This window comes from Frateuria defendens (assembly GCF_001182895.1).
Taxonomy (GTDB): domain Bacteria; phylum Pseudomonadota; class Gammaproteobacteria; order Xanthomonadales; family Rhodanobacteraceae; genus Frateuria_B; species Frateuria_B defendens.
This window is the reverse complement of record NZ_LFQR01000031.1, coordinates 1-24,752: the sequence shown is the minus strand read 5'-3', so window position 1 is coordinate 24,752 and position 24,752 is coordinate 1. Positions and strand designations below refer to the sequence as shown.

The window sequence follows — 24,752 nt, the reverse complement described above, 5'->3', positions numbered from 1 at the left end:
GCGTCACGAACTATCTCCCCGATGAAAAAGCGCATCCATCGCTCATAAGTTTTTTTTCGGAATCACTCACGCACATCCCCTCGGCGATCCTGCCGGTACCTGGGTACAAAATGCGAAGTTGCCGCCGCTGATCCTAGTCAGTGCCTTGGATCGGGAGACCTAGAAAATTCTCGACATCAAGCGATGGGTGCCGTTCGACCAGCTCGATTTCGTGGCGGGCGCGCTGGTGCTGGCCTGGCCATTCGCCGCGCTGCATGCCGTCGACGTGCCGGCCATCGCGTTGATCAGCCTGCTCGGCGACCTGGCGGTGAACCGCCTGGCCTTTCGCCTGGGCCTGCGCGACACACCATGGTGAAGCGGCCTCAGCGCGGCAGGTGGCTGCGGAACCAGTCCGCCGCCAGCGCAGCCACCTGTTCGAGCGTGCCGGGCTCCTCGAACAGGTGGGCGGCGCCGGGCACGATGACCAGCTCCGCCTCGCAGTTCATCGCAGCCATGGCCGACTTGTTCAGGGCGAGCACCTGCCGGTCGGCGCCGCCCGCCAGCAGCAGCGTGGGTGCCTCGACGCGGCCGAGCGCATCGCCGGCCAGGTCCGGCCTACCGCCGCGCGAAACCACCGCGCGCACCTTGCGCGGGTGCGCGGCGGCGTAAACCAGGGCTGCCGCCGCCCCCGTGCTGGCGCCGAACAGCCCCAGTGGAAGCCCCGACAATGCCGCATCGCGCCCAACCCAGGCAGCCGCGCCGGCCAGTCGCCCGGCGAGCGTCTCGATGTCGAAGCGGGCGGCACGATCGGCGTCCTCCGCCTCGCTCAGCAGATCGAACAGCAGCGTCGCCAGGCCATTCCGGTTGAGCGCCTGCGCCACGAGGCGGTTGCGCGGACTGCGCCGGCTGCTGCCGCTGCCGTGCACGAACACCACCAGCCCGAGCGCCCCGTCGGGCACACACAGATCGGCCTCCAGCTGCAGGCCGGCGACCGGCAGCCGCACCGGCCGGGCGCGCGGCGCTGCCTCCGCGCCCGGCGCGGTCAGGAGCCGCGCCACCTCCTCGTCCGGGATGCCCTGGAAGTGGTCGTAGAACTGCCCGACCGCGAGGAACATGGGTGGCGCGGCCAGGCAGACGACTTCATCGGCCAAGGCCTTCACGCCATCGAGACTGCGCGGCGAGGCCACCGGCACGGCGCAGACCAGGCGGGCCGGCCGCTGCGCGCGCACCGCGGCGAGCGCCGCGCGCATCGTAGCGCCCGTCGCCAGGCCGTCGTCGACCACGATCACCGTGCGCCCGCCGGCATCGACCGGCGGATGCCCCGGGCTGTAGCGGGCGCGGCGCGCCTGGATCAGGGCGAGCTGCCGCGCGGATTCCGCCTGCACATAGGCCGCGTCCGCGCCCGTCTCGGCGGCGTAGTCGGCCAGCATCGCGTGGCCCTGTTCGTCGATCGCGCCGATGGCCAGTTCAGGGTTGCCCGGCGCGCCGAGCTTGCGCACCAGCACCACGTCGAGCTCGCCGCCCAGCGCGTCCGCCACGATGCGGCCGATCGGCACGCCGCCGCGCGGTATCGCCAGCACCAGGGGATGGGCGCCGCGGTAGGCGGCCAGCACCTGCGCCAGCCGGCGCGCGGCATCGGTGCGGTCGCGGAAACCCTCGGCGGCATCCGGCACGGGATGGTGGCCATTGGCGGCGGCTCTCGGGGATCGCGGCGGATCGGTGGCGGACATGGGCGGCACCCTCGTTCCGGCTTCCGCTCGATCCTGTGCCTCGGGTACCGCGGGGTGTTGACCTGCATCAACACGATGCCTCCATCGCTCCCTCACGCTGACCCGGCGAACAGGAGGGGGAGACGCAAAGATGCTCGACGTCATCGTGCCTATCGACCCGGCCGCCGACAACAAGGGGCTGCTGCGCTACGCCTTCGCCCTCGCGCGCCAGCACGGCGCGTTCGTCACCGGCCTGCAGGTCATCTCCATCGACCCTTACCTCGCCGCGCTGCCCGAGGCGCTCGCCATCCTCGACGAGGAGGAACAGGCCGCCCTCGCCCGCCGGGACTGGTGGCTGGAGCGCTGCCGGGCCGCTTCCGTCGATGGCGACTGGGAGGTGGCCAGGGGCTACTTCCCGCGTGTGGTGGCACACCGCACCAGCCTGGCGAACCTGCAGCTCGGCAGGTTGCCGGCCAAGCGCGGGCGGGCTTCGCTGGGGCTGGACCGCCTGAGCCGGGCGCTGTTCGCCGGCACCGCCCCGACCCTGCTGGTGCCCGACGGATGGCGGCGCGCCTCGCCCGCGCGCAAGGTGGTGGTGGCCTGGAACGGCTCCGCCGAGGCCGCCCGCGCCGTGCAGGCGGCCTATCCGCTGCTGGCCGCAGCAGCCAAGGTAACCGTGCTCGCCGGCGAGGCTCCGGGGCGCCTGCCACTGCGGGACTGGCTGCGGCGGCGCGGCATCGCCGCGCACTGGCAGACCCTGCTCGCCTCGCGCAGCAGCAGCATCGGCGCCGCGCTGTGCGACTGGACCACCGAATCCGGTGCCGACCTTCTGGTGATGGGCGCGTGGGGCCATTCGCGCACGAACGAACTGATCCTGGGCGGTACGACGCGCTACGCGATCGGCCACAGCCAAGTGCCTCTGCTGTTGGCCCATTGAGCGCCCCGCGCCGGCCTGCTTGATCCGCGTCAACAGCGCGCGAGCCGGATGGCACCAGAATCGCCCTGCCATCTCAGGAGCCCGCCATGCCCACCGTGAAAATGCGCATCACCGGGAGCCAGTCCGATACCGACAGCCTGATCACCCTGCTGCACGGCCTGGACGGCGTCGAGCACATCGAGACCGGCTCCGCCGAGGTCGCCACGCGGGGCAAGGTCTCCCTGGCACTCACCGGCACGGGCCAGGGCTACGACCTCGGCGTCGCAGCGAGCGATTTCCGCATCATGCGGCAGGACGCCGGCGCGTCGAAGCGGCCATGATCGACCCGCCGCTGCTCGCGCTCGCCATGGCGCCCGCCTCGGAGCCGGCGACACCAGCGCGCGCCTACCGCCATGCAGACGCCGCGTCGCCCGGCCGCCGCGCGGCACAGCCCCACCCCACATAAGGAGCACGCCACCATGACGTCACGAACCTTGCTCGTTTACTACTCCATGACCGGCAACACCCGTAAGCTCGCCGAGGAAATCGGCGACGCCGTCGGCGCGGATGTCGAGGAAATCCGCGAGCTGCATGCGCGGCACGGCCTGAGCGGCATGTGGCGCGCCATGGTCGATACCCTCCTCCACCGCGAACCCGCCCTCTTGCCCGTGCAGCACGACCCCGCCGATTACGATCTGCTGGTGCTTGGCGGCCCGGTCTGGGCCAGCCACGCGGCGTCCCCCGTCCGCGCCTATGCGCGCCAATGGGGCGAGAAGACGAAGGACGTGGCCCTGTTTTGCACCGAGGGGCGGCGCGGCGCGGAGGAAGCATTCGCGGAGCTGCGTCCGTTCTTCCACCGCCTGCCGGTGGCGACTGTCGCGGTCGATGCCGGGCACCTGCGGCCCGGCGATCATCGCGAGGCCATGCAGCAGTTCGTGGCCCACTTGAAGACGCCGCCGTCGACCTCGGCGTACTCGCCACCCACCTGACGCCGTGCGAGGCCGGCAAGCGTGACGGTGAACCGACGGGCGTCGTGCGAGAGCGACGGCGGGGAAACTCCCGCCGCGCAGGCCCGCCGCGCCACCCCGCCGCATGGCCTGTCCGGCCACGAGGCAGCGGCGCGTCTGCTTCGCGACGGACCCAACGTATTGCCGCAACCCGATCGGCGTCGCCGGCTCGTCGTCCTGGCCGACGTGGTGCGCGAGCCCATGATTCTGCTGCTGCTCGGCGCCGCTTCGATCTATTGGCTCCTGGGCGTTCCCGGGGAAGCGGGGGTTCTGGGGGCTTCGGTACTGCTGGTGATTGCGCTGACCGCCTACCAGGCGTTCCGCTCCGAACGCGCGCTGGAGGCCCTGCGCGATCTGAGCGCTCCTCGCGCACGGGTCGTGCGCGACGGCGAGATCCGCTGCATTGCCGCTCGCGAGGTGGTGGTGGGCGACCTGATCCAGGTCGCCGAGGGCGACCGCATCGCGGCCGATGCTCGCGTGCTCGGCGACACCGACCTGTACGTCGACGAGTCGCTGCTCACGGGCGAATCCGCGCCGGTTCGCCATCGCGCCACCGATGGCGCCGAGGGCTTGCTGCGGGCCAGTACTCTCGTCGTGCGCGGCCGCGCGGAAGCGGAGGTCGTGGCCATTGGCCGCGACACGGCCGTCGGACGCATCGGCGCCGCCCTGCGTACGATCCGCACCGAGCCCACGCCCATGCAACGGGAAATGCGGCGGGTGGTGCTTGGGGTGACCGTGCTTGCGCTGGCCTCCTGCGCATTGATCGTCGTGCTGTATGCGCTCACCCGCGGCGGCTGGCTGCAGGCGCTGCTGGCCGGCATCACACTGGCGATCTCCAACATACCGGAGGAGTTTCCCGTAGTGCTCACGGTGTTCCTGGCGCTCGGCGCATGGCGCATGGCCAAACACCGGGCGCTCGTGCGACGTGCGCCGGCCATCGAAGCGCTGGGGGCGGTGACCGTGCTTTGCACGGACAAGACCGGGACGCTGACGGAGAACCGCATGACGGTGGCCGAGCTCGTCGCGGCCGGCGAGCCCGTCGCGCCCTCGCCCCCTCTGTCGCCCGCCCTTCGCACCTTGCTCGAGTGCGCCGACCGGGCCGGACAGGATCTGCCGCTGGACCCGATGGAGCGGGCCATTCGCGAAGTCGCGGCCGACACAGGCGCGCCGCGGCCGGAAACCTGGGAGCGGTTGCGCGAATACCCGCTCTCCGACGCACTGCTGGCGAACACCCATGTATGGCGTCGCCCGGGTGCGAATCGGTTGACAGTCGTCTGCAAGGGGGCTCCCGAGGCCGTCGCCATGATGTGCGGGCTCGATCCGGCGCGCCGGGCCGATGCCCTGGCGCAAACCGTGGCGATGGCACGCCGCGGCCTGCGCGTGATCGCCGTGGCCCGCGCCACTTGGCCGGCCACCGCCGCCCTGCCCGGCGCCGCGACCGACTTTTCCTTCACCTGGTGCGGACTGGTGGGCTTGCTCGACCCTTTGCGGACGGGCGTGGCCGACGCTGTTGCCGAGGCACGCAGCGCCGGCATTCGCGTGGTGATGCTGACGGGTGATCACCCCGGGACCGCGCTCGCCATGGCCCACGCCGCCGGCCTGGACGAAAGTGGCGGCCCCGTGACCGGACACGAGATGGATGCGTGGGACGAGCATGCCCTGGGGCGCCGGCTCGCAACGGTCGGCCTGTTCGCGCGGGTGCGTCCCGAACACAAGCTGCGCCTGGTGCGCGCGTTCAAGAAAGCCGGCGAGGTGGTGGCCATGACCGGCGACGGCGTGAACGATGCACCCGCGTTGATGGCCGCGCACGTAGGCGTGGCAATGGGTGGCCGCGGCAGCGACGTGGCGCGCGAGGCCGCGTCGATCGTGCTGCTCGACGACGACTTCGTGACCATCGTCCGCGCCATCCGGCTGGGGCGCGCGATCTACGACAACATAAGGCGGGCCGTGCGCTACGTCATCGCCGTGCACGTACCCATCACCGGCCTCGCCTTGCTGCCGCTGCTGACGGGCGGCCCGCTGGTGCTCTCACCGCTGCACGTGGTGTTCCTGGAGCTGATCGTCGACCCCTCCTGCTCGATCGTTTTCGAGCGCGAGCCACCCGCCGCGGACCTGATGCGGCGCCCACCACGCCCGCCCGCCGGCCACCTGCTCGACGGCCCCGCATTCGCCGCCAGCCTCGCCCAGGGCCTCATGGTGTTCGTGGCCGTCGGCGCCGTCTACCTGCTGGGTAGACACCATGGCTTGCCGGCATCCGAGCTGGTGGCTCTCTCCTTCACCGCGCTGATGGTAGGCAATCTCGGCCTCGTCTTGCTGAGCCGCTCCGGGACTTCGCTGTGGCATGCACTCAGGCGGCCGAATCCTGCGTTCTGGATCGTGACGCTGGCGGCTGTGGGCACGCTCGTCGCCGCCGTCCGGCTGCCCCCTTTCCAGCACTGGTTTCATTTCTCCCCGCCGCCGGCGGACCTGGGCATGGTGGCGGTGTCGCTCCCTTTACTGGCCATCCTGCTGTGCGAGGCATGGCGCCGCGGAGTCGCGGCGCTGCGCCGGTGAGGTCCACGTTCCCTCATCAGGCCCTGCGCGCTTGATAAAGATCAACGCGGCCGGCCCTGGCGACCGATAGCCTTTGGAGCGGACATGGAGACACCGCCCTGGGAGCAGACGCACAGGCGCGCGGTTCCATAGGTGCGGTTTTTTTTTGCAACCACACAATCGGGAGTCACTTCCATGAACGACCAGACATTGCGCAAGAGCGTGCTCGACGAACTCCAGTTCGAGCCCAGCATCGACGCCAACGACATCGGCGTGACGGCCGAGAACGGCGTGGTGACCCTCACCGGCCATGTCACCAGCTACATGCAGAAGATCGCCGCGGAAAGGGCGGCGTGGCGCGTGAAGGGGGTCAAGGCCATCGCGCAGGAAATCGAAGTGCGCCTGCCCACCGACAAGAAGGTCCGCGACGACGAGATCGCCCAGCGCGCCCTCAACGTACTTGAGTGGGACACGCTGGTGCCACGCGACGCCATCCACGTCAAAGTGACCGGCGGCTGGGTGACGCTCAGCGGGCAGGTGGACTGGAACTATCAGCGGAGCGCCGCGGAATACGAGGTGCGCAAGCTGTCCGGCGTCATCGGCGTCGTCAACAGCATCATCCTCTCCCCTGCGGTGCAGACGAGCAACGTCCACCAGCGCATCGTCGACGCCCTGAAGCGCCATGCGGAAATCGAAGCCAATCGCATTCAGATCGACGTGACCGGCGGCACCGTGAAGATCGAGGGTGAGGTGGACGACTGGGACGAGCGCCGGGCCATCGAACGCGCCATCTGGGCCACTCCGGGCGTCAAGAGCGTCGACAACCGCGTGCGCATATCCTGAAGGGCGCGAACGGGCACGAGGGTGTGAAACCGCTGTGCCGGCAACCGGACGGCCGCATCGACGCGGCTGACAGTCCGCGGTCGAAGCCGACCCGGAGAGCCCGTCTCCGGGCGCCGGTAGCGGCTCTCGGTACGGAAAAACCGCCGGTGAACCAGGCCGTACCTGCTCGTCAGCAACGACCGGGCGAACGTGCCCGTTCCATAGCGCTGAGCCGGCCGCGGCGCACGGTCAGCGCGCGAGCACCAGCACGATCTCGACCACGATCAGGACCACGATGGTCGTCTCCAGGAGACCGGCCCGGCTCGCCGAAGCCTCGTCGTAGAGCGCCGCGTAGGTGTCGCGGATGATCGCCAGCTTGCAATCCACCGCCGTGCCGATGGCCGGCACGCGCATCAGTTCGAGCGCGGCGGTGTAGATGCGCGCGAGGTAGGCGTCCTCCGTCACTTCCAGCGTGTTGTCGACTTTCTCGGTCAACTCGGTCACTTCCGCCACCAGCGCATAGAGCTTGCGAGCCAGGTTGGCCAACCGGTGTGGGGCGAGCACGTAGAGGGTGCGCCGGGTCTGGGCCACGAGGTCGTACATGCGTGGCAGCTCGTCGTTGAGCAGCGCGTTGTAGTAGCGAAGCTCCAGCAGCTGCGCGTTGGCCACCTCCAGGATGTCGGCGGCCCCCGAGTCGCCGGCCGGCTCATGGATGAAGGCGCGCTCGCGGGTCAATACCACAGTATCGTCGGCGTAGAAGGAAAACCGTTGCCGCAGCAGATCCTCTCGGGCCGTGACGGCCAGCGGGCGGCGCTCGCCCGAGAGCAGCGGCGCGAGGTCGAGGCGCCGCCACAATGCTTCGGACGTCATCGGCTCGTCGAATCGGTCCACGATCGCCAGCAGGTAATCCTCCTCCAGCGCCGAGGTTCCCGGGCGCCTGAGCGCCGGGCCGACGAGCGCGAGCAGCGCCCGCCGCAGCCCTCTCCACATGTCCGTGGCCGCCTCGGGAGAGGTGGCCTGGTCCACGGCATCGACCAGGCGGACGTAGTCCTCCCATGTCAGCCCGTCACCCGGAACCGCAATGGAGATCGCCGCCACCCCGAAGTCGTACAGGCGCGCCGAGACGTTACCCCGGCACGAACCCCCATCGACGGCGAGTTCGACCGTCCCCAGCGCCAACATAAGCGGCGGCACTTCGAACGAAACGGAGGGCTTTACCCGACGACCTGCGCCGGGCCGCCGCGGGACCGTCGCCATCCGCGCGGCCCCCAACGTGCGAGCCCGATCGAGGTCGATCGCATAGGCGACGTCGAACAGCCGCAGGGCCACCACGCTCGCGGCACTCACGCCTGGCGCTTTTGCAGTTTCCACGGGACCACCTGCGGACGTTGGTGCCCATTCTTCGCCCGCGATGCGGGTTGCGCAATCCAACCCGTGAACCCGCTCTTCGCATTCGTCCCCGGGTACGCCGCGCCAGTACGGTGCCGGGGCTTTTCGGACATCCAAACACTCGATTTCTCTATCGCAAAGCGGCTCAGCGCTTCCTTTTGTACCCATTGCGCGCCCACGGGTGCGTGACGGGGTACAAGCCAACCTTCGGATTTCACTGGACACCCCGGGACACTCGCGGACACAAAAAAAGCCCGCTCAAGGCGGGCCTTATGGAAATCGAGGGTTTTCCCGGGCGCCCCCAGGCGCCCCCGGACACTACTCGATGTTCTGCACCTGCTCGCGCATCTGCTCGATCAGCACCTTGAGCTCCACCGCGGCGCGGGTGGTGCGGCTGTCGACGGACTTGGAGCCGAGCGTGTTGGCCTCGCGGTTGAACTCCTGCATGAGGAAGTCCAGGCGCCGGCCCACCGGCTCGTCCAGGCCGAGCACGCGGCGCGTCTCGACGACGTGGGTGGCGAGGCGGTCGAGTTCCTCGTCGACGTCGCTGCGGGTCACCTGCAGCACCAGCTCCTGCTCCAGCCGGCCGGGGTCGGCGGGCTGGGCGAGGTCGGCCAGGCGCGATTCCAGCCGCGTGCGCAGCGCGGCGCGGATTTCCGGCATCCAGGTGCGCACCTGGGCCACGATGCGCTCGATGCCGTCCAGCCGCTCGCGCAGCAGCGCGGCGAGCTTGGCGCCCTCGCGCTCGCGGGTGGCGGTGAGCGCGTCGAGCGCGCGCTCGAGCACGTCGAGCAGCGCGACCTGCTGGGCCTCGGCATCGACCTCGGCCTGGCGCAGCACGCCGGGGAAGCGCAGCAGTTCGGTGAACTCCACGTTGAGGCCCTGGAAGCGCGGCATCAGCTCGCGCTGCAGTTCGGCCAGGCGCGCCAGCAGCATGTCGTCCACTTCGAGCGCCGCGCCGCGCGCCTCGCCGTTGCGGCGGATGGTGAGGTCGACCTTGCCGCGCGAGAGCCGCGCCGCCACGCGCTCGCGCAGCAGCGGCTCGTGGCTGCGCAGGTCGTCGGGCAGGCGCGGGCTCAGTTCGAGGTAGCGATGGTTGACCGTGCGCACCTCGCAGCCGAGCGTGCCGGCGGGGCCGGCGGATTCGGCGGAGGCGTAAGCCGTCATGCTGCGGATCATCGGCCTGCGGATCTTGGGAAAAGGGGGCCAATGGTAAACTCTCGCGTCTACTCTTGCCCAACCAGGCTCCCGCATGACCCTTCCTGTCCGTCCGAGCGGCCGCGCCAGCGACCAGCTCCGCCCCGTCACCCTCCAACGCCACTACACCCGCCACGCGGAAGGCTCCGTGCTGGTGAGCTTCGGCGACACCCGCGTGCTGTGCACCGCCAGCATCGAGGACCGCGTGCCGCCGTGGCTGCGCGGCAAGGGCGAGGGCTGGGTGACGGCCGAGTACGGCATGCTGCCGCGCGCCACCTCCAGCCGCACCCAGCGCGAGGCCGCGCGCGGTGGCCAGGGCGGGCGCACGATGGAGATCCAGCGCCTGATCGGCCGCAGCCTGCGCGCCTGCGTCAACCGCCAGGCGCTGGGCGAGCGCGTGATCACGCTGGACTGCGACGTGCTGCAGGCCGACGGCGGCACCCGCACCGCGGCGATCACCGGCGCCTACGTGGCGCTGGTGGATGCGGTGAACTTCCTGATGAAGCGCGAGAACTTGAAGCGCAGCCCGATCATCGGCGCGGTGGCGGCGGTGTCGGTGGGCGTCTGGCGTGGCATGCCGGTGCTCGACCTCGACTACGCCGAGGACTCCGCCTGCGATACCGACATGAACGTGGTGATGAACGACGGCGGCGGCTTCATCGAAGTGCAGGGCACGGCCGAGGGCCACGCCTTCCGACGCGACGAGATGGACGCCATGCTGGCGCTGGCCGAGCAGGGCATCGCCGAACTGGTCGCCGCCCAGCGCGCGGCGCTGGCGGAGGGCTGAGAGCGATGGCGCGCCTGGTCCTCGCCAGCAGCAACCGCGGCAAGCTGGCCGAGTTCAACGAGCTGTTCGCCGACAGCGGCTTCGAGGTGGTCGCGCAGGGCAGCCTGGGCGTCGGCGACGCCGAGGAAACCGGCCTCACCTTCGTCGAGAACGCCCTCATCAAGGCGCGCCATGCCGCGCAGGCCACCGGCCTGCCCGCGCTGGCCGACGACTCGGGCCTGTGCGTGCCGCACCTGGGCGGCGCGCCGGGCCTGTACTCGGCGCGCTACAGCGGCGGCCACGGCGACGCCGCGGCCAACAACGCCAAGCTGCTGCGCGAGCTGGAAGGCGTGCCCGCGGCGCAGCGCGGCGCGTTCTTCATCTGCGTACTGGTGCTGCTGCGCCATGCGGAAGACCCGGCGCCGCTGATCGCCGAGGGCCGCTGGCACGGGCGCATCCTCACCGAGGGCCGCGGCAGCGGCGGCTTCGGCTACAACCCGGTGTTCCTGCCCGACGGCTACGGGCAGAGCGTGGCGGAGATGGACTCGGCGCTGAAGAACCGGCTGAGCCACCGCGGCCAGGCGCTGGCCCAGCTGCACGCGCGGCTGGCCGAGCGCGGGCTGGCGCTCAGCGAGCTTTGATCTCCTTGGCCTTGCCGCGGTAGCGTGCCGGCGGCTCCTGCACGCGCTCGGTGCGCAGGTGGGCGCGCAGCCAGGCGGCGAAGTCGGGTGCGGGGAGGCGGCCGTCGGCGAGGGCGAGGAATTGCGGGAACAATGCCTCGTCTTCCGCATCGAGCCGCCCGCCGTTGAGTTCGATGAAGGCTTCGCAGGCGACCGCGGCGGTGCGCTTGTTGCCGTCGATGAACGGATGGTTACGCACAAGGCCGTGTGCAAGCGCGGCCGCAAGATCCGCCAGATCCGGTTCCGGGTCGGCATAGGCGTCCATCTGCTGCGGCCGCGCCAGCGCCGACTCGAGCAGCCCCTCGTCGCGCACGCCGCCGGCACCGCCATGCTCGGCCAACTGACGGTCGTGGATCGCCAGCACCAGCGCGTGATCGATCCAGATCAACGGCATGGTCAGCTGCCCGCCAGCTTGTGCAGCAGGTTGCGGCGGCGGCGCATCACCTTCTCCGCCACCTCCATCTTCGCCGCGAACTCCGGATCGAACGGCGCCAGCTTGATGCCGTCGGGCAGTTCGGTGACGTAGAGCGTGTCGCCCTTCTCCACCCGCAGCCGTGCCAGCAGCTCGCGCGGCAGCACCACGCCGACGGAGTTGCCCACGGTGGTGATCTTGAGTTTCAGGTTCATCGCGGCGTCCTCGTTTCGACCGTCGTCATTATAACGCATGTGCTAACGCCGCACGGCGCATCGGCTACAATCCCCCCATGTCCCTGCTCGCCCCGCCCCTCTCGCTCTACGTGCACATGCCCTGGTGCGTGAAGAAGTGCCCGTACTGCGATTTCAACTCGCACGGGCTGCGCGGCGAGCCGCCGCCGTACGCGGCCTATGTCGAGACGCTGCTGGCCGACCTCGATGCGGACCTCGCCGACTTCGGCGCCGCGGCGCGGGGGCGCGCGATCGTCAGCGTGTTCTTCGGCGGCGGCACGCCGAGCCTGTTCGCGCCGGCGCTGATCGACCGCTTCCTCGACGGCGCCCGCGCGCGGCTGCCGTTCGCGCACGACTGCGAGATCACGCTGGAGACCAACCCGGGCACGGTCGAGCACGGACGTTTCGACGGCTATCTGGCCGCCGGGGTCAACCGGCTCTCCTTCGGCATCCAGAGCTTCGACGACGCCAAGCTCCGGCGCCTGGGCCGCATCCACTCGGCGGCCGAGGCGGAGGCCGCGGTGAAGTCGGCGCAGGACGCGGGCTACGCCAACCTCAACCTCGACCTGATGTACGCCCTGCCCGAGCAGTCGCTGGCGGGCGCGCTGGAGGACGTGGAGCGCGCCCTCGCGCTGACGCCCACGCACCTCTCGCACTACCAGCTCACGCTGGAGCCCAACACCGCCTTCGCCGCCCACCCGCCGCCGCTGCCCGACGACGACGCGGCGTGGGACATGCAGGAGGCCTGCCAGGCGCGCCTCGCCGAGGCGGGCTACCGCCAGTACGAAGTGTCGGCCTATGCGCAGGAAGGCCGGCGCTGCCGGCACAACCTCAACTACTGGCAGTTCGGCGACTACCTCGGCCTCGGCGCCGGCGCGCACGGCAAGCTGAGCGACGCCGCCGCCGGCACGGTGCGCCGGCGCTGGAAGACGCGCCACCCGCGCGCCTACCTCGACGCCGCCGGCCCCGCCCGCGTGGGCGGCGATGCCGCGGTCGCCCGCGACGAACTGCCGTTCGAATACATGCTCAACGCGCTGCGCCTGATCGACGGCGTGCCGATGGCCGATTTCGCCCAGCGCACCGGCCTGCCCGAAGCGGCCATCGCCGCGCCGCTGGCCGAGGCGCGCCGGCGCGGCTGGCTGGTCGAGGATCCGCAGCGGCTCCGCGCCACCGCGCTCGGCCAGCGCTTCCTCAACGACGTGATCGAGGCCTTCCTCGACCGGGCGGCCTGATACCGTGACAGCGTTCGCACAACAGGCATAGACTGGCGCCCTTGTGCCTTTGGGGGAGGGCGTCATGGAGGTCGAACCCGCGAGCCATCTCGAGACGCGCTGGCCGCCCCGCGCCCGGCGCCTGCTGGACGACGTGCGCACCTTGAGCCGCCGCTGGCTGCACGAGGCGCTGCGCCTCGGCCTGGTCGACTTCGACCGCCGGCTCTACGAGCAGGCCGAGCGCGCCCGCACCCATTTCGACCAGCAGCGCTTCGAGGTCGTGCGCCAGCGCCTGCTGCGCGAGCAGCACGGCTTCGACCGGCATTTCGTCACCCATGTCGAGCAGGCCTTCGAGCGGCTCGACGCGCCGGCCGACGCACCCGCTTCCCTCGCGTTCCAGCCGCTCACCCTGCTCGATCCGCTGGAGCACGAGCTGACCGGCGCCCTCGACCAGCTGGTGTCGCGCAGCGAGGCGCGCGCCGGACGGCCGCTGCTGGAACTGGGCTACCGGCTGGCGGTGCTGATCGGCGCGCCGCCGCTGGAGGGCGAGGCGATGCCGGTGGGGCCGCAGGCGATGGCCGCCGCCTTCCTCAAGGCCGTCCGCGCGATGGGCCTGCCCGGCGAACACGAGCTGCTGTTGCTGCAAAGCGTGGAAGGACAGCTGCTGCACAGCCTGGCCCCGCTGTACGAAATGCTCAACGAGCACCTGCGCAGCGACGGCATCCTGCCGGACCTTCGCGTATTCGCCGCCCCGCGCGCCGTGCGGCATGGCCCGCCCGCCGCCGAGCCACGCCCCGAGGCCGTGCACAGCGAGCCGATCGCCGTGCTCGACAGCCTGCGCGAACTGCTGGCGCGCCAGCGCGTGGGCCATATCGAGGGCCTACCCACCGGCCGCACCGCCACCGCCGGGGAATTGCAGACCGCGCTGGGCGCCCTGCAACGGCACCTCGGCCAGGTCGGCGAGCAGGTCAGCCGTGAACTGCGCAGCGCCCAGCGCCTGCGCGAGGAACTGCTGCGGCAGCTCAACGCCGACCGCCCGATCGGCGCGACGCGCACGCGGCTGACGCCCGAGCACGACGACACCATGGAGCTGGTCTCGCGGCTGTTCGAGCAGCTCGCCGGCCAGCTGCCGCAGGACGGCGAGGCGCAGGCCCTGCTCGGCGGCCTGCAACTGCCGGTGCTGCGCATGGCGGTGGCCGACCGGCAGTTCTTCGACCAGCACGAACACCCTGCCCGCCAGCTGCTCGGCAAAGTCACCGAGATCGCCCAGGACTGGATCGACGACGCCGGCAGCGAAGCCGATCGCGGCCTGCGCGGCAAGCTGGAGACGCTGGTCGAGCGCACCCACCGCGAAGCGCCCGAGGCGACCCTCTACGCCACCCTGCTGGCCGAGGCCGAGCAGTTGCTGGCGGATCTCAAGCGCAAGGCGCAGCTGGCCGAGCGCCGCCACGTGGAGGCGATGCAGGGCCGCGAGCGGCTGGAACAGGCGCGCCAGCGCGCCGCCGCGCTGATGGCCGAGCGCTTCGCCAGGACGCCGCCGCAAGGGCTGCTGCGCACCCTGCTCGAACGCGCCTGGTCCGACGTGCTGGCACTGACCCTGCTGCGCCACGGCGAGGACAGCGAGATCTTCGGCCTGCGCCTGACCATCACCGACCAGCTGCTCGGCCGCCTGCCCACCGGCGACCGCGGCAAGCTGCAAAGCGAAGTGGAAGCCGGCCTGCAGCAGATCGGCATGCACGGCGAGGAGGCCGCGCAGGTGGCGCAGCGCCTGCTCGCCGGGCGCGAGGCCGCCGCCGCGCCCAGCGCCACCCAGCTCGCCATGCGCCTGAAGCAGCACCAGCGGCTGGGCGAGCAGGCCGGCGAATCCGCAACGGCCACGCCGCCCGCGCCTGCCAGCCACACGGCCACCGCCGGCGATGCGACCACCGCCGGCAGCGATGCCAGCGCCGCCCCGCCCGACGTGACCGATGCGATGGCCGCGCCCCTGCGCGCCTTGCACGAGCGCCTGCGCACGCTGCCGTTCGGCAGCTGGTTCGAGTTCGCCGAGGCCGCCGGCCGCCCGGCCAGCCGGCGCAAGCTGGCCTGGTATTCGCCGGTCTCCGGCAACAGCCTGTTCGTCACCCGCCGCGGCCAGCGCGCGGAGGAACTGAGCCTGGCCGGGCTGGCCCGCGCGCTGGACGAGGGCCGCATCCGCGAGCTGCCGGCACGCGGCCCCGACAGCCTGCTCGACCGCGCCTGGCACGCGCTCACTGGCAGCCTGCGCCAGGCGGCCCGCCCGGCCACGGGAGCCCGGCCATGACCTCCCGCGACCACCACGAACAGCGCCGCACGCACCGCAAGCGCGTGGACTTCACCGCCCAGGTCACCGACGTGATCGCCGGCCGCCCGTTCGGCCAGCTCGGCAACCTCTCCGCCACCGGCATGCTGCTGATCAGCGACACGCCACCGCGCAGCGAGGCGATCTACCAGCTGCGCCTGCCCCTGCCCGGCCTCGACGACGGGCGCGAGTTCATCGTGGTCGGCGTGCAGGAGCAATGGCACGAGCAGGCCGGCACGCCCGGCCAGGTATGGGCCGGCTATCGCATCGTCTCGATCAGCGAGGGCGACACCGCGCGCCTCGGCGCCTGGCTGGCGCTGCCGACCTGAAAGCCGGCCTGCCGGTCCATCGCTGCACGTCGTCCCCGTGGATGCCGGAGCCGCGGGCATCGCACGCAGCGACAGGCCCGGCACTCGACGGCGCGGTAAAGCGGGCATCCGGCGCGAACCGGGCCCCGCGGCGAGCGATGCCGGCCGCGTCGTCATGTACACGCCCGCCGTCGAAGCACATGGAAGACGCCGGCCTTCGACGCACATGCCAAGCCAAGGCGGTTGGCAGCGGACAGCCTGCGCGCGATCATCGCCGCCTCGCCGGCCTCCCATCCGGGCGGCGCCGCGCCGCCCCGCTCCCCAGGAAACCCGCATGCCTCTCGCCCCCCTCTACGCCCAGCACCTGGCCGCCCTGCGCGAGCACGCGGACCGGGCCCTGGCGCCCGGCGGCTACGACCACCTGCTGATCGCCGCCGGCACGCCGCCCGGCAAGTTCCTCGACGACCAGGACTACCCCTTCGTCGCCAACCCGCACTTCCGCCACTGGCTGCCGCTGACCGACGCGCCGGGCAGCTGGGTGGTGCACACGCCGGGCGCGAAGCCCAAGCTGGTGTTCCTGCAGCCGCGCGACTACTGGCACGTGGTGCCGGCGGCGCCCGAAGGCTACTGGGTGGAGCACTTCGACATCGCCATCGTGCGCAGCGCGGCCGAGGCGCTGGCGCAGCTGCCGGGCGGCCGCCGCGCGGTGATCGCGCCGGCCTGCCCGCCCATCGAAGGCATTGAGGCCGTCAACCCGCAGGCAGTGGTGGACGCCCTGCACTGGCAGCGCAGCATCAAGAGCCCGTACGAGCTGGCGCTGATGCGCGAGGCCAACCGCCGCGGCGCCCGCGCGCACCGCGCCGCCGAGCTCGCGTTCCGCGCCGGCGAGAGCGAGTTCGGCATCCACCTGGCCTACCTCGCCGCCGCCGGGCAGATCGACGAGGAGCTGCCCTACGCCAGCATCGTGGCCCTCAACGAGCACGGCGCGGTGCTGCACTACACGCATTTCGACCGCACGCCGCCGGCCGAGAGCCGCTCGTTCCTGATCGACGCGGGCGCGAGCTGCGCGGGCTACGCCAGCGACATCACCCGCACCTACGCGGCCGCCGGCCATGCCGAGTTCCAGGCGCTGATCGACAGCGTGGACGCCGCCCAGCGCGGCTTCGCCGGCAAGGTGCGCGCGGGGCAGAGCTACGCCGCGCTGCACCTGCACGCCCACCACGTGCTGGCCGGCGTGCTGCGCGAGCACGGCCTGATCCGCCTGAGCGCGGAGAGCGCGGTGGAGGCCGGCGTCACGTCCGCCTTCCTGCCGCACGGCCTGGGCCATCCGATCGGCCTGCAGGTGCACGACGTGGCCGGGTTCCAGCAGAGCGAGCGCGGCGGCACGATCCCGAAGCCGCAGGGCCACCCCTACCTGCGCATGACCCGCACGCTGGAGCCGGGCATGGTGGTGACGATCGAGCCCGGCCTGTACTTCATCGACATGCTGCTGGACGAACTGCGCGGCAGGCCGGTGGCAGCCGACATCGACTGGGCGCGGGTGGAGCGCCTGCGCCCCTACGGCGGCATCCGCATCGAGGACAACGTGGTGTGCACCGGGGCGGAGCCGGAGAACCTCACGCGCGGCGCTTTCGCCGCGCTGGATTGACTTTCGCCGCGCCGGATCGAGCGCGGCCTCGATCGGAAGATGGAAGTCCGGGGCGGAACTCGGGCGCAGCGCCCGCGCCTCGAACAAGCGTTTCCACGAGCCCCGCCCCTCACCGCGGCCCCTCTCCCCGGCGGGGCGAGGAAGCAAAGCGCGGCACCGCGAAGCTCGACGCGATCCGTTCCTCCGCGGGAGAGGGCGCAGAGCACGGCAGCTTGAAGCCCGACGCGGCCTGCCCCCTCTCCCCGCCGGGGCTCGCGGGGGAGGCGCCTCGGACGGCGCCGGCCCGGAGAAGCCCGGCTCCGAGAAACGACGAGATGGGGGAACACGCTGGCCGCGACGCTCCCTGCGAAGCGATGTGCGCTTCGCCGAAAAACCGCAGCGCACGCCCCCGGCACCCCTTCCCTCCTTCGCACCACTCCACCGCGCCCTGTCACACCGCGCCGCCGCTCCACGCCCACTCGTGCGGCCGTTCGACGCAGCGGCACCGGAAACGGAAAGAGTCTTGACCGAGATCAAGAACCGGGCGGATCGGCCGGGAACAATGGCCACCGTTGTGCCCCCGCGCACTTTTTCCGCTGTCCCGGATGTTTCCCCAGCCCTCGCCATGCCAGTAGGATCGACCACGACCAAGGGGGTGACGATGTTCGTGCAGCGGACACCAGCCAGCCGACTCAGGGCCCGCCTGCCGGCCCACGGCCACCCTTCGCTCTCCCTTGCGCCCCGCCGACGCCAGGCCGTCGCCCGCCGCGCGCATGCCCAGCACACCTTCGTTCCGCAGCGCCGCCGGCCGGTGCTGCGGACTTCCGCATCGCCGTAAGGAAACCACCGCCATGCATGACCCAAGCGTCGTCGACCTGTCACGCCTGCAGTTCGCGCTGACCGCGCTGTATCACTATTTGTTCGTCCCGCTCACCCTCGGCATGTCCTTCATGCTGGCCGCGATGGAGACGGTCTACGTCGTCAGCGGCAAGGCCATCTACAAGCAGATCGCCCAGTTCTGGAGCAAGCTGTTCCTGATCAACTTCGCGCTCGGCGTGGCCACCGGCCTCACCATGGAGTTCGAGTTCGGCACCAACTGGTCGTTCTACTCGAGCTTCATGGGCGACATCTTCGGCACGCCGCTGGCCATCGAGGGCCTGATGGCGTTCTTCCTCGAATCCACCTTCGTCGGCCTGATGGCGTTCGGCTGGGATCGCTTAAAGCGCGGCCAGCACCTGGCGGTGACCTTCCTGGTGGCGCTGGGCTCGAACCTCTCGGCGCTGTGGATCCTGATCGCCAACAGCTTCATGCAGAACCCGGAGGGGGCGCACTTCAACCCCGTCACCCTGCGCATGGAGCTGACCAGCCTGCCGGACCTGATCTTCAACCACGACGCGCAGGCCAAGTTCGTGCACACCAGCATCGCCGGCTACGTCACCGCGGCGATCTTCGTGGCCGGCGTGAGCGCGTGGTACCTGCTCAAGAACCGCCACGTGGAGCTGGCCCGCCGCTCCTTCCGCATGGCGGCGCTGTTCGGCGTGCTGGCCACCGCCGGCGTGATCACGCTGGGCGACGCGCTGGGCTTCATCGGCGGCCAGGCGCAGCCGACCAAGCTGGCGGCGATGGAGGGCCTGTGGAAGACCGAGCAGGCGCCGATGCCGTTCAACGCCATCGCCTTCCCCTCGCAGAAGGACCACGTGAACTACGGCGTGATCCAGGTGCCCTACGCGCTGTCGCTGCTGGTCACCCACTCGCTGGACGGCACCGTGCCGGCCATCGACGAGCTGGAGCGCACCGCCGCCGAGCGCATCCGCAACGGCATCCCGGCGGTGAGCGCGCTGCAGGTGCTCTCGGCCAAGCCCGGCGACGCCGACGCGCTGGCGCAGTTCCAGGCGCACGAGAAGGATCTGGGCTACGGCTTCCTGGTGCAGCGCTACGCGCCGGACGTCACCAAGGCCACCGAGGCGGACATCGCCGCCGCCTCGCGCGACACCATCCCGCAGGTGGCGCCGGTGTTCTGGTCGTTCCGCGCCATGGTGGTGCTCGGCCTCTGCATGCTGGCCTTCTTCGTGCTGGCGCTGATCTACACCATGCGCAACAACGTCGAGCGCCAGCGCTGGCTGCTCAAGATCGCGGTGTGCATGATCCCGGTGCCGTTCATCGCCAACGAGACCGGCTGGCTGGTGGCCGAGCTGGGGCGCCAGCCGTGGACGGTGTACGGCGTGCTGCCGACCTGGATGTCCGCCTCCACCCACAGCCTCGGCTACATGATCTTCTCGCTGATCGGCTTCGTGTCGCTGTACACCGTCTTCATCGTGATCGAGATGTACCTGATGGTGCGCACCATCCGCCGCGGTCCCGACGACGAGCACGCTCCTTCCCCATCCATCGAACCGCAAGCGGCCCGTCTGGCCGGCCAGGCGGAGGGCTGATCCCATGGAACTCTACGCAACTCTGCAATCCATCTGGTGGCTGCTGCTGGGCGTGCTGCTGATGGGCCTCGGCACCATGGTCGGCATGGACATGGGCGTGGGCGCCATCCTGCGCTACGTCGGCCGCACCGACATGGAGCGCCGCGTGGCGCTCAACATCATCGGCCCGCACTGGGACGGCAACCAGGTGTGGTTCATCCTGGGCGGCGGCGCCGCGTTCGCCGCCTTCCCGCTGATCTACGCCACCGCCTTCTCGGGCTTCTACGTGGTGATGCTGCTGCTCCTGTGGAGCATGATCATCCGCCCGCTCGGCTTCGAGTACCGCAGCAAGATGCCCTCGCCCCGCTGGCGCAACGCCTGGGACTGGGCGCTGTTCGTCAGCGGCTTCGTGCCGATGCTGGTGTTTGGCGCGGCCTTCGGCAACCTGTTCCAGGGCGTGCCGTTCCACTTCGAGTGGAACCTCACCTCGTTCTACACCGGCTCGTTCCTGGCCCTGCTCAACCCGTTCGCGATCCTGTGCGGCCTGCTGTCGGTGGTGATGGCGGCCTACATGGGCGCCACCACCATGATGAGCGGCGCCGAGGAGCCGATCTACGGCCGCGCCCGCAACGTGGCCCGCGCGACCGCGATCGCCGCCGTCGTGCTGTTCGCCATCGGCGGCTTCTGGGTGCACGGCATGCAGGGCTACACGCTCACCGGCGGCCCGGCCCCGGGCGTGCCGCAGACCCCGCTGCAGGGCAGCGTGAGCGTGGCGGCCGGCGCGTGGTTCGCCAACTTCCACGCCCATCCCGCGCTGTGGCTGGTGCCGGTGCTCGGCTTCGCCGGCCTGCTGCTCGGCTTCCTGGCCGCCAGCGCCAACCGCTCGCACCTCGCCTGGTGGCTGGGCGCGGTGGCCTGGATCGGCGTGATCGGCACCGCGGGCGTGGCGCTGTTCCCGTTCCTGCTGCCCTCCAGCAGCCACCCCGCGCAGAGCCTCACGGTGTGGAACGCCAGTTCCAGCAAGCTCACGCTGGGCTGGATGCTGGGCTTCGCGCTGGTCTTCGTGCCGCTGATCCTCTGGTACACCAGTTGGGCCTTCTACGTGATGCGCGGCAAGGTGAAGGCCGACCACGTGGCCGCCGACGAACACGCCTATTGAGCCCCGAGGACACGCCATGAAAACCTTCCTGCAATTCGCGCTCTTCATGCTGATCGCCTTCGTGGTGATCCTGATGGCCATCACCCTGGGCGAAGTGGGCGCCTGGTATTTCGCCTGGCTGATCGGCACCACCATGATCGTGCTGATCGCCGCCGCCGGCGGCATGCTGCTGGACGCCCAGGACGAGCAGGCGGCACGCAAAGCCGCAGCCGCGGCCAGGCACGACTGAGCGGCTTACCATGTAGTGCCCTGGGGAGGGCCGGCCCAGCGCCGGCCTTCCTTAGTTTCTGGAGCCCGCATGAGTCCGACACCCGTCCGCTGGCTGCGCGAACGCGCGCGCCCCGTCCGCCGCCTGCTCGCCGCCGGCATCGCCGCCGGCGCCGCGCAGGCGGTGCTGGTCTGTGCCGGCGCGTGGCTGGTGGCCTACGTGCTGGCGCAGGCGATCTTCGCCGGCCGCGGCCTGGCGGAGCTGTGGCCCGCGCTGGCGACCCTGCCGCCGGTGGCCGCCGCGCGCTTCGCGCTCTCGCTGTGGCAGCGGCGCGCTACCTTCGAGGCGGGCGCCCGCGTCGGCGCCGGGCTGCGCCAGACGCTGGAAACCCGGCTGCGCGCGCTGGGCCCGCTGTGGGCGGCGCGCCAGTCCAGCGGCGACCTGGTCACGCGGCTGGTCGACGGCGTGGAGGCGCTCACGCCCTACTACGCCGGCTACCTGCCGCAGGTGGCGTTCACCGCGCTGGTGCCGGTGGTGATCCTGCTCGCGGTGCTGCCCGCGGTGCCGTGGGCGGCGCTGGTGCTGCTGCTCACCGCGCCGCTGATCCCGGTCTTCATGATCCTGGTGGGCCGCAGCGCGCAACAGGCCAGCGAGCGGCGCTGGACGCGGCTGCGCCGGCTCGGCGCGCGCTTCATGGACGCGCTCTCCGGCCTCACCACGCTGCGCCTCTACCGCGCCGCCACGCGCGAGCAGGCCGCGCTCGCCGCGGCCGGCGAGGCCTACCGGCGCGACACCATGGCGGTGCTGCGGGTGGCCTTTCTCTCCGCGCTGGTGCTGGAGTTCTTCGCCACCGTGAGCATCGCGGTGCTGGCGGTGCTGATCGGCTTCCGCCTGCTGGCCGGCCGGCTCGACTTCCAGCACGGCCTGTTCGTGCTGCTGCTGGCGCCGGAGTTCTACCTGCCGCTGCGCGCGCTGGGCGCCCAGCGCCACCAGCGCATGGACGCGGTGGCCGCGGCGGAAGGGCTGATGGAACTGCTCGCCGACGACCACGCCACGCCCACCGAGCCCGCCGGCGTGCGCCCCTTCGCCAACCGCCGCATCGCACTGGCCTTCGAGCGAGTGGGCTACGGCTACAGCGCCGGGCGCGCGGTGCTGCACGACATCGACCTCGCCGTGGAGGCCGGCACCCGCCTCACCCTGGTCGGCACCAGCGGCAGCGGCAAGAGCACCCTCTTCACCCTGCTGATGGGCTTCGCCGCGCCGGACTTAGGCCGCATCACGGTCAACGGCGAGGACCTCGCCCTGCTCGACCCGGCCGCCTGGCGCCGCCACATCGCCTGGGTGGCGCAGCGCCCGCACGTGTTCCGCGGCAGCCTGCGCGACAACCTGCTGGTCGCCGCGCCCGAGGCCGGCGAGGAAGCCTTGCAGCGCGCCGTGCAGGCCGCCGCGCTGACGACGGTGATCGCGCGCCTGCCGCAGGGCCTGGACACGCCGCTGGGCGAGCGCGGCCAGGGCCTCTCCGGCGGCGAGGCGCAGCGCCTGGCGCTGGCCCGCGCCTGGCTGCGCGACGCCCCGCTGCTGCTGCTGGACGAACCCACCCAGCACCTCGACCGGGCCACCGCCGCCGCCATCGACCATGCGCTGGAACGGCTGGCCGCGGGCCGCACCGTGCTGCGCATCGCCCACCGCCTGGACAACCTCGCCGACGAGGAGCGCGTGGCGGTGATGGCCGGCGGGCGCATCGTCGAGAGCGGCCGCGTGGCGACGCTGCGTGCGGCGCGCGGCGCCTTCGCCCGCCTGCTCGATGCGGACCGCGCGGCATGAACGCCCGTCCGCCGATGGATATCCCGAACGCCGCCGGCGCGCCGGCGATCCTGCGCCGCCTGCTCGGCCTGCTGCGCCGCGAGCGCGGCTGGCTGGCCGGCGGCGCCGCGCTGGCCCTGCTCAGCATGCTGGCCGGCATCGGCCTGCTCGCCGTCTCCGGCCACTTCATCACCGCGATGGCGCTGGCCGGCGTCGGCGGCAGCGCGATCAACTACTACACGCCGGCCGCGCTGATCCGCCTGTTCGCCATCCTGCGCACCGGCGGCCGCTACGTGGAGCGGCTGGTGACGCACGAGGCCACGCTGCGCGCGCTGGCCGAGTTCCGCGTGTGGCTGTTCGGCCGGCTGGTGCCGCTGGCGCCGGCCCGGCTGGGCGCGCTGCGCAGCGCGGAGCTGTTCTCGCGCCTGCGCGCCGACGTCGATGCGCTCGAACACGCCTACCTCGCTGTGCTGGTGCCGCTGGCGGTGGCCGCGGCGGCCACGCTGGCGGTGCTCGCCGTCGCGCTGGCCTACCTGCCGTGGCTGGCGCTGGGCCTGCTTCTGCTGCTCGCGGCCGGCGGCCTGCTGCTGCCGTGGTGGACCCTGCGCCGCGGCGAGGCGCCGGGCGCCGAGGCGGTGGCCGCCGCCGAGTCGCTGCGCACGCTCGCCGCCGACGGCCTGCGCGGCCGCGCCGAACTCGCGCTGTACGGCGCCGAGGGTGCCCACGCCGCACGGGTCGCCACGCTGACCGCGCGCCTGCAGCAGGCACGCCGCCGCACCGACGGCCTGCAGGCGCTCGGCGGCGCCGGCATCGCGCTCGCGGCGCAGCTGGCGGTGATCGCCGCGCTGCTGCTCGGCGTGCCGGCGCTGCGCCGCGGCGCGCTGACCGGGCCGGACCTCGCCATGCTCGCGCTGCTCGCCCAGGCCGGCTTCGAGGCCATCGCGCCGCTGCCCGCCGCGTGGGCGCAGCTCGGCGCCACGCTGGCCGCGGCGCGCCGCGTGTTCGCCCTCGCCGACACCGCGCCGGCCATCGCCGAGCCGGCGGCGCCCTCGCCCGCCGTGGCCGACCACGGGCTGGACGTGCGCGCGCTGCGCCTGCGCTATGACGAGCACGGCCCCTGGGTGCTCGACGGCCTGGACCTCGCCCTGCCGCCCGGCCGCCGCCTCGCCCTGCTCGGCCGCTCCGGCGCCGGCAAGAGCAGCCTGGTGGGCGCACTGCTGCGCCTGTACCCCTACCAGCAGGGCGAGATCCGCCTGGGCGGCCAGCCCTACGCGGCATGGCAGGGCGACGACGTGCGCGCACGCATCGCGGTGGTCGAGCAGCAGCCCTACCTGTTCGACGCCAGCCTGCGCGACAACCTGCGCCTGGCCCGCCCCGACGCCAGCGACGCGCAGCTCGACGCGGCCATCGCGCAGGCCCAGCTCGGCGACTACGTGGCGAGCCTGCCCGAGGGCCTGGACACCTGGGTCGGCGAGAACGGCACCCGCGTCTCCGGCGGCGAGGCCCGCCGCATCGCCATCGCCCGCGCCCTGCTCGCGGATGCGCCGATCCTGATCCTCGACGAACCCACCGAAGGCCTCGACGCCGGCACCGCCGCCGCGCTGTACCAGGCGCTGGCTACCGCGATGCAGGGGCGCAGCGTGCTGCTGATCACGCATCGGCTGGGCGGCTTGTCCACGCTGGTGGACGAGGTGGCGGTGATGGCGGGGGGGCGCATCGTGGAGCGGGTGGCGGCGGAGGTTTATCGGGCGCGGCGGGATGTGGAGAGTGGGGCCGAGGTGTCGGCGTAGGGCCGCTGCCTTCGCCACGCTGCCTCCGCTTTTCCCTCGCTCCCCGCCCACAAGCCTGGCGCGCCCGCTTTTGCTCCCTCTCCCCGCTGGGGAGAGGGCTGGGGTGAGGGGCGGGTGCTCGCGGCAATGCAGCTACTTCGCTCTTGCTCGGCGTTTCGGCGCAGGCCGGAGATGCTTCACCACCGCGAAGCGGGGCACGCAGCGCCACACGGCTGGGTTTTTGAAGCGAAACGTTGGCGCGATCTGGCCGGCCGAAGGCCGGGGTTTCGCTCATCT

At 71.8% G+C, this 24,752-nt stretch carries 22 protein-coding genes; 17 read left to right on the top strand and 5 right to left on the bottom strand.

Annotation, left to right across the window (positions count from 1 at the left end):
- The first annotated feature begins 187 nt into the window (after positions 1–187).
- Positions 188–355 (top strand): CDP-archaeol synthase, encoded by a 168-nt coding sequence (locus ACH65_RS18800; protein WP_161805589.1) that lies wholly within the window; start codon positions 188–190, stop codon positions 353–355.
- A 7-nt stretch (positions 356–362) separates the two neighbouring features.
- On the opposite strand, the gene ACH65_RS05180 is transcribed toward ACH65_RS18800, so the two are convergent.
- Positions 363–1,709, bottom strand: a complete 1,347-nt coding sequence (locus ACH65_RS05180; protein ID WP_082190144.1) for an alpha/beta fold hydrolase — start codon at positions 1,707–1,709, stop codon at positions 363–365.
- A 130-nt stretch (positions 1,710–1,839) separates the two neighbouring features.
- Between ACH65_RS05180 and ACH65_RS05175 the strand changes: the two genes are divergently transcribed.
- The 5 genes from ACH65_RS05175 to ACH65_RS05155 all read left to right on the top strand — a co-directional run bounded on the left by ACH65_RS05175 (position 1,840) and on the right by ACH65_RS05155 (position 6,986).
- Entirely contained in the window at positions 1,840–2,625 is a 786-nt protein-coding gene (locus tag ACH65_RS05175) for a universal stress protein (protein ID WP_049621512.1), read from the top strand.
- Between the two features lie 86 nt (positions 2,626–2,711).
- The gene (locus tag ACH65_RS05170; RefSeq protein WP_049621511.1) at positions 2,712–2,945 is read left to right on the top strand and encodes a hypothetical protein; all 234 of its coding nucleotides are present in this window, start codon (positions 2,712–2,714) and stop codon (positions 2,943–2,945) included.
- A gap of 138 nt (positions 2,946–3,083) precedes the next feature.
- Positions 3,084–3,593 carry a flavodoxin family protein gene (locus ACH65_RS05165; protein ID WP_049621510.1) on the top strand — a complete coding sequence of 170 codons (510 nt, stop codon included), beginning with the start codon at positions 3,084–3,086 and terminating at the stop codon, positions 3,591–3,593.
- A 21-nt stretch (positions 3,594–3,614) separates the two neighbouring features.
- The gene (locus ACH65_RS05160) at positions 3,615–6,164 is read left to right on the top strand and encodes a cation-translocating P-type ATPase (RefSeq protein WP_237561447.1); all 2,550 of its coding nucleotides are present in this window, start codon (positions 3,615–3,617) and stop codon (positions 6,162–6,164) included.
- A 174-nt stretch (positions 6,165–6,338) separates the two neighbouring features.
- Positions 6,339–6,986, top strand: coding sequence for a BON domain-containing protein (locus tag ACH65_RS05155; RefSeq protein ID WP_049621509.1), 648 nt, complete (start codon positions 6,339–6,341; stop codon positions 6,984–6,986).
- A gap of 228 nt (positions 6,987–7,214) precedes the next feature.
- Here ACH65_RS05155 and ACH65_RS05150 read toward each other — a convergent pair whose 3' ends face one another.
- Complete coding sequence (locus ACH65_RS05150; RefSeq protein WP_237561446.1) at positions 7,215–8,336, bottom strand: hypothetical protein; 1,122 nt, start codon at positions 8,334–8,336, stop codon at positions 7,215–7,217.
- 336 nt (positions 8,337–8,672) lie between these two features.
- Complete coding sequence (locus ACH65_RS05145) at positions 8,673–9,533, bottom strand: YicC/YloC family endoribonuclease (protein WP_049621508.1); 861 nt, start codon at positions 9,531–9,533, stop codon at positions 8,673–8,675.
- Positions 9,534–9,606: 73 nt separating this feature from the next.
- Between ACH65_RS05145 and rph the strand changes: the two genes are divergently transcribed.
- On the top strand, positions 9,607–10,338 hold the full coding sequence (gene rph, locus ACH65_RS05140) for a ribonuclease PH (protein ID WP_049621507.1): 732 nt from the start codon (positions 9,607–9,609) through the stop codon (positions 10,336–10,338).
- Between the two features lie 5 nt (positions 10,339–10,343).
- The gene (gene rdgB / locus ACH65_RS05135) at positions 10,344–10,958 is read left to right on the top strand and encodes an RdgB/HAM1 family non-canonical purine NTP pyrophosphatase (RefSeq protein ID WP_049621506.1); all 615 of its coding nucleotides are present in this window, start codon (positions 10,344–10,346) and stop codon (positions 10,956–10,958) included.
- Here the strand turns inward: rdgB and ACH65_RS05130 are convergent.
- Entirely contained in the window at positions 10,945–11,391 is a 447-nt protein-coding gene (locus tag ACH65_RS05130) for a type II toxin-antitoxin system death-on-curing family toxin (protein WP_049621505.1), read from the bottom strand. The genes rdgB and ACH65_RS05130 overlap by 14 nt on opposite strands.
- 2 nt (positions 11,392–11,393) lie before the next feature.
- Positions 11,394–11,618 (bottom strand): AbrB/MazE/SpoVT family DNA-binding domain-containing protein, encoded by a 225-nt coding sequence (locus ACH65_RS05125; protein ID WP_049621513.1) that lies wholly within the window; start codon positions 11,616–11,618, stop codon positions 11,394–11,396.
- A gap of 83 nt (positions 11,619–11,701) precedes the next feature.
- Between ACH65_RS05125 and hemW the strand changes: the two genes are divergently transcribed.
- The 9 genes from hemW to cydC all read left to right on the top strand — a co-directional run bounded on the left by hemW (position 11,702) and on the right by cydC (position 24,476).
- Positions 11,702–12,874 carry a radical SAM family heme chaperone HemW gene (hemW, locus tag ACH65_RS05120; RefSeq protein ID WP_049621504.1) on the top strand — a complete coding sequence of 391 codons (1,173 nt, stop codon included), beginning with the start codon at positions 11,702–11,704 and terminating at the stop codon, positions 12,872–12,874.
- A 64-nt stretch (positions 12,875–12,938) separates the two neighbouring features.
- Positions 12,939–15,152 carry a DUF1631 family protein gene (locus tag ACH65_RS05115; protein WP_049621503.1) on the top strand — a complete coding sequence of 738 codons (2,214 nt, stop codon included), beginning with the start codon at positions 12,939–12,941 and terminating at the stop codon, positions 15,150–15,152.
- A complete protein-coding gene (locus ACH65_RS05110; protein WP_049621502.1) occupies positions 15,149–15,499 on the top strand; it encodes a PilZ domain-containing protein in 351 nt (116 codons plus the stop codon). Before ACH65_RS05115 ends, ACH65_RS05110 begins: the two co-directional genes overlap by 4 nt.
- 313 nt (positions 15,500–15,812) lie before the next feature.
- The gene (pepQ, locus tag ACH65_RS05105; RefSeq protein ID WP_049621501.1) at positions 15,813–17,126 is read left to right on the top strand and encodes a Xaa-Pro dipeptidase; all 1,314 of its coding nucleotides are present in this window, start codon (positions 15,813–15,815) and stop codon (positions 17,124–17,126) included.
- A gap of 830 nt (positions 17,127–17,956) precedes the next feature.
- On the top strand, positions 17,957–19,537 hold the full coding sequence (locus ACH65_RS05100; RefSeq protein WP_049621500.1) for a cytochrome ubiquinol oxidase subunit I: 1,581 nt from the start codon (positions 17,957–17,959) through the stop codon (positions 19,535–19,537).
- 4 nt (positions 19,538–19,541) lie between these two features.
- A complete protein-coding gene (gene cydB / locus ACH65_RS05095; RefSeq protein ID WP_049621499.1) occupies positions 19,542–20,675 on the top strand; it encodes a cytochrome d ubiquinol oxidase subunit II in 1,134 nt (377 codons plus the stop codon).
- A gap of 16 nt (positions 20,676–20,691) precedes the next feature.
- Positions 20,692–20,904, top strand: a complete 213-nt coding sequence (locus ACH65_RS05090) for a hypothetical protein (RefSeq protein ID WP_049621498.1) — start codon at positions 20,692–20,694, stop codon at positions 20,902–20,904.
- A gap of 69 nt (positions 20,905–20,973) precedes the next feature.
- Entirely contained in the window at positions 20,974–22,707 is a 1,734-nt protein-coding gene (gene cydD / locus ACH65_RS05085) for a thiol reductant ABC exporter subunit CydD (protein WP_049621497.1), read from the top strand.
- A complete protein-coding gene (gene cydC / locus ACH65_RS05080; RefSeq protein WP_064504817.1) occupies positions 22,704–24,476 on the top strand; it encodes a thiol reductant ABC exporter subunit CydC in 1,773 nt (590 codons plus the stop codon). Before cydD ends, cydC begins: the two co-directional genes overlap by 4 nt.
- Positions 24,477–24,752 lie beyond the last annotated feature (276 nt).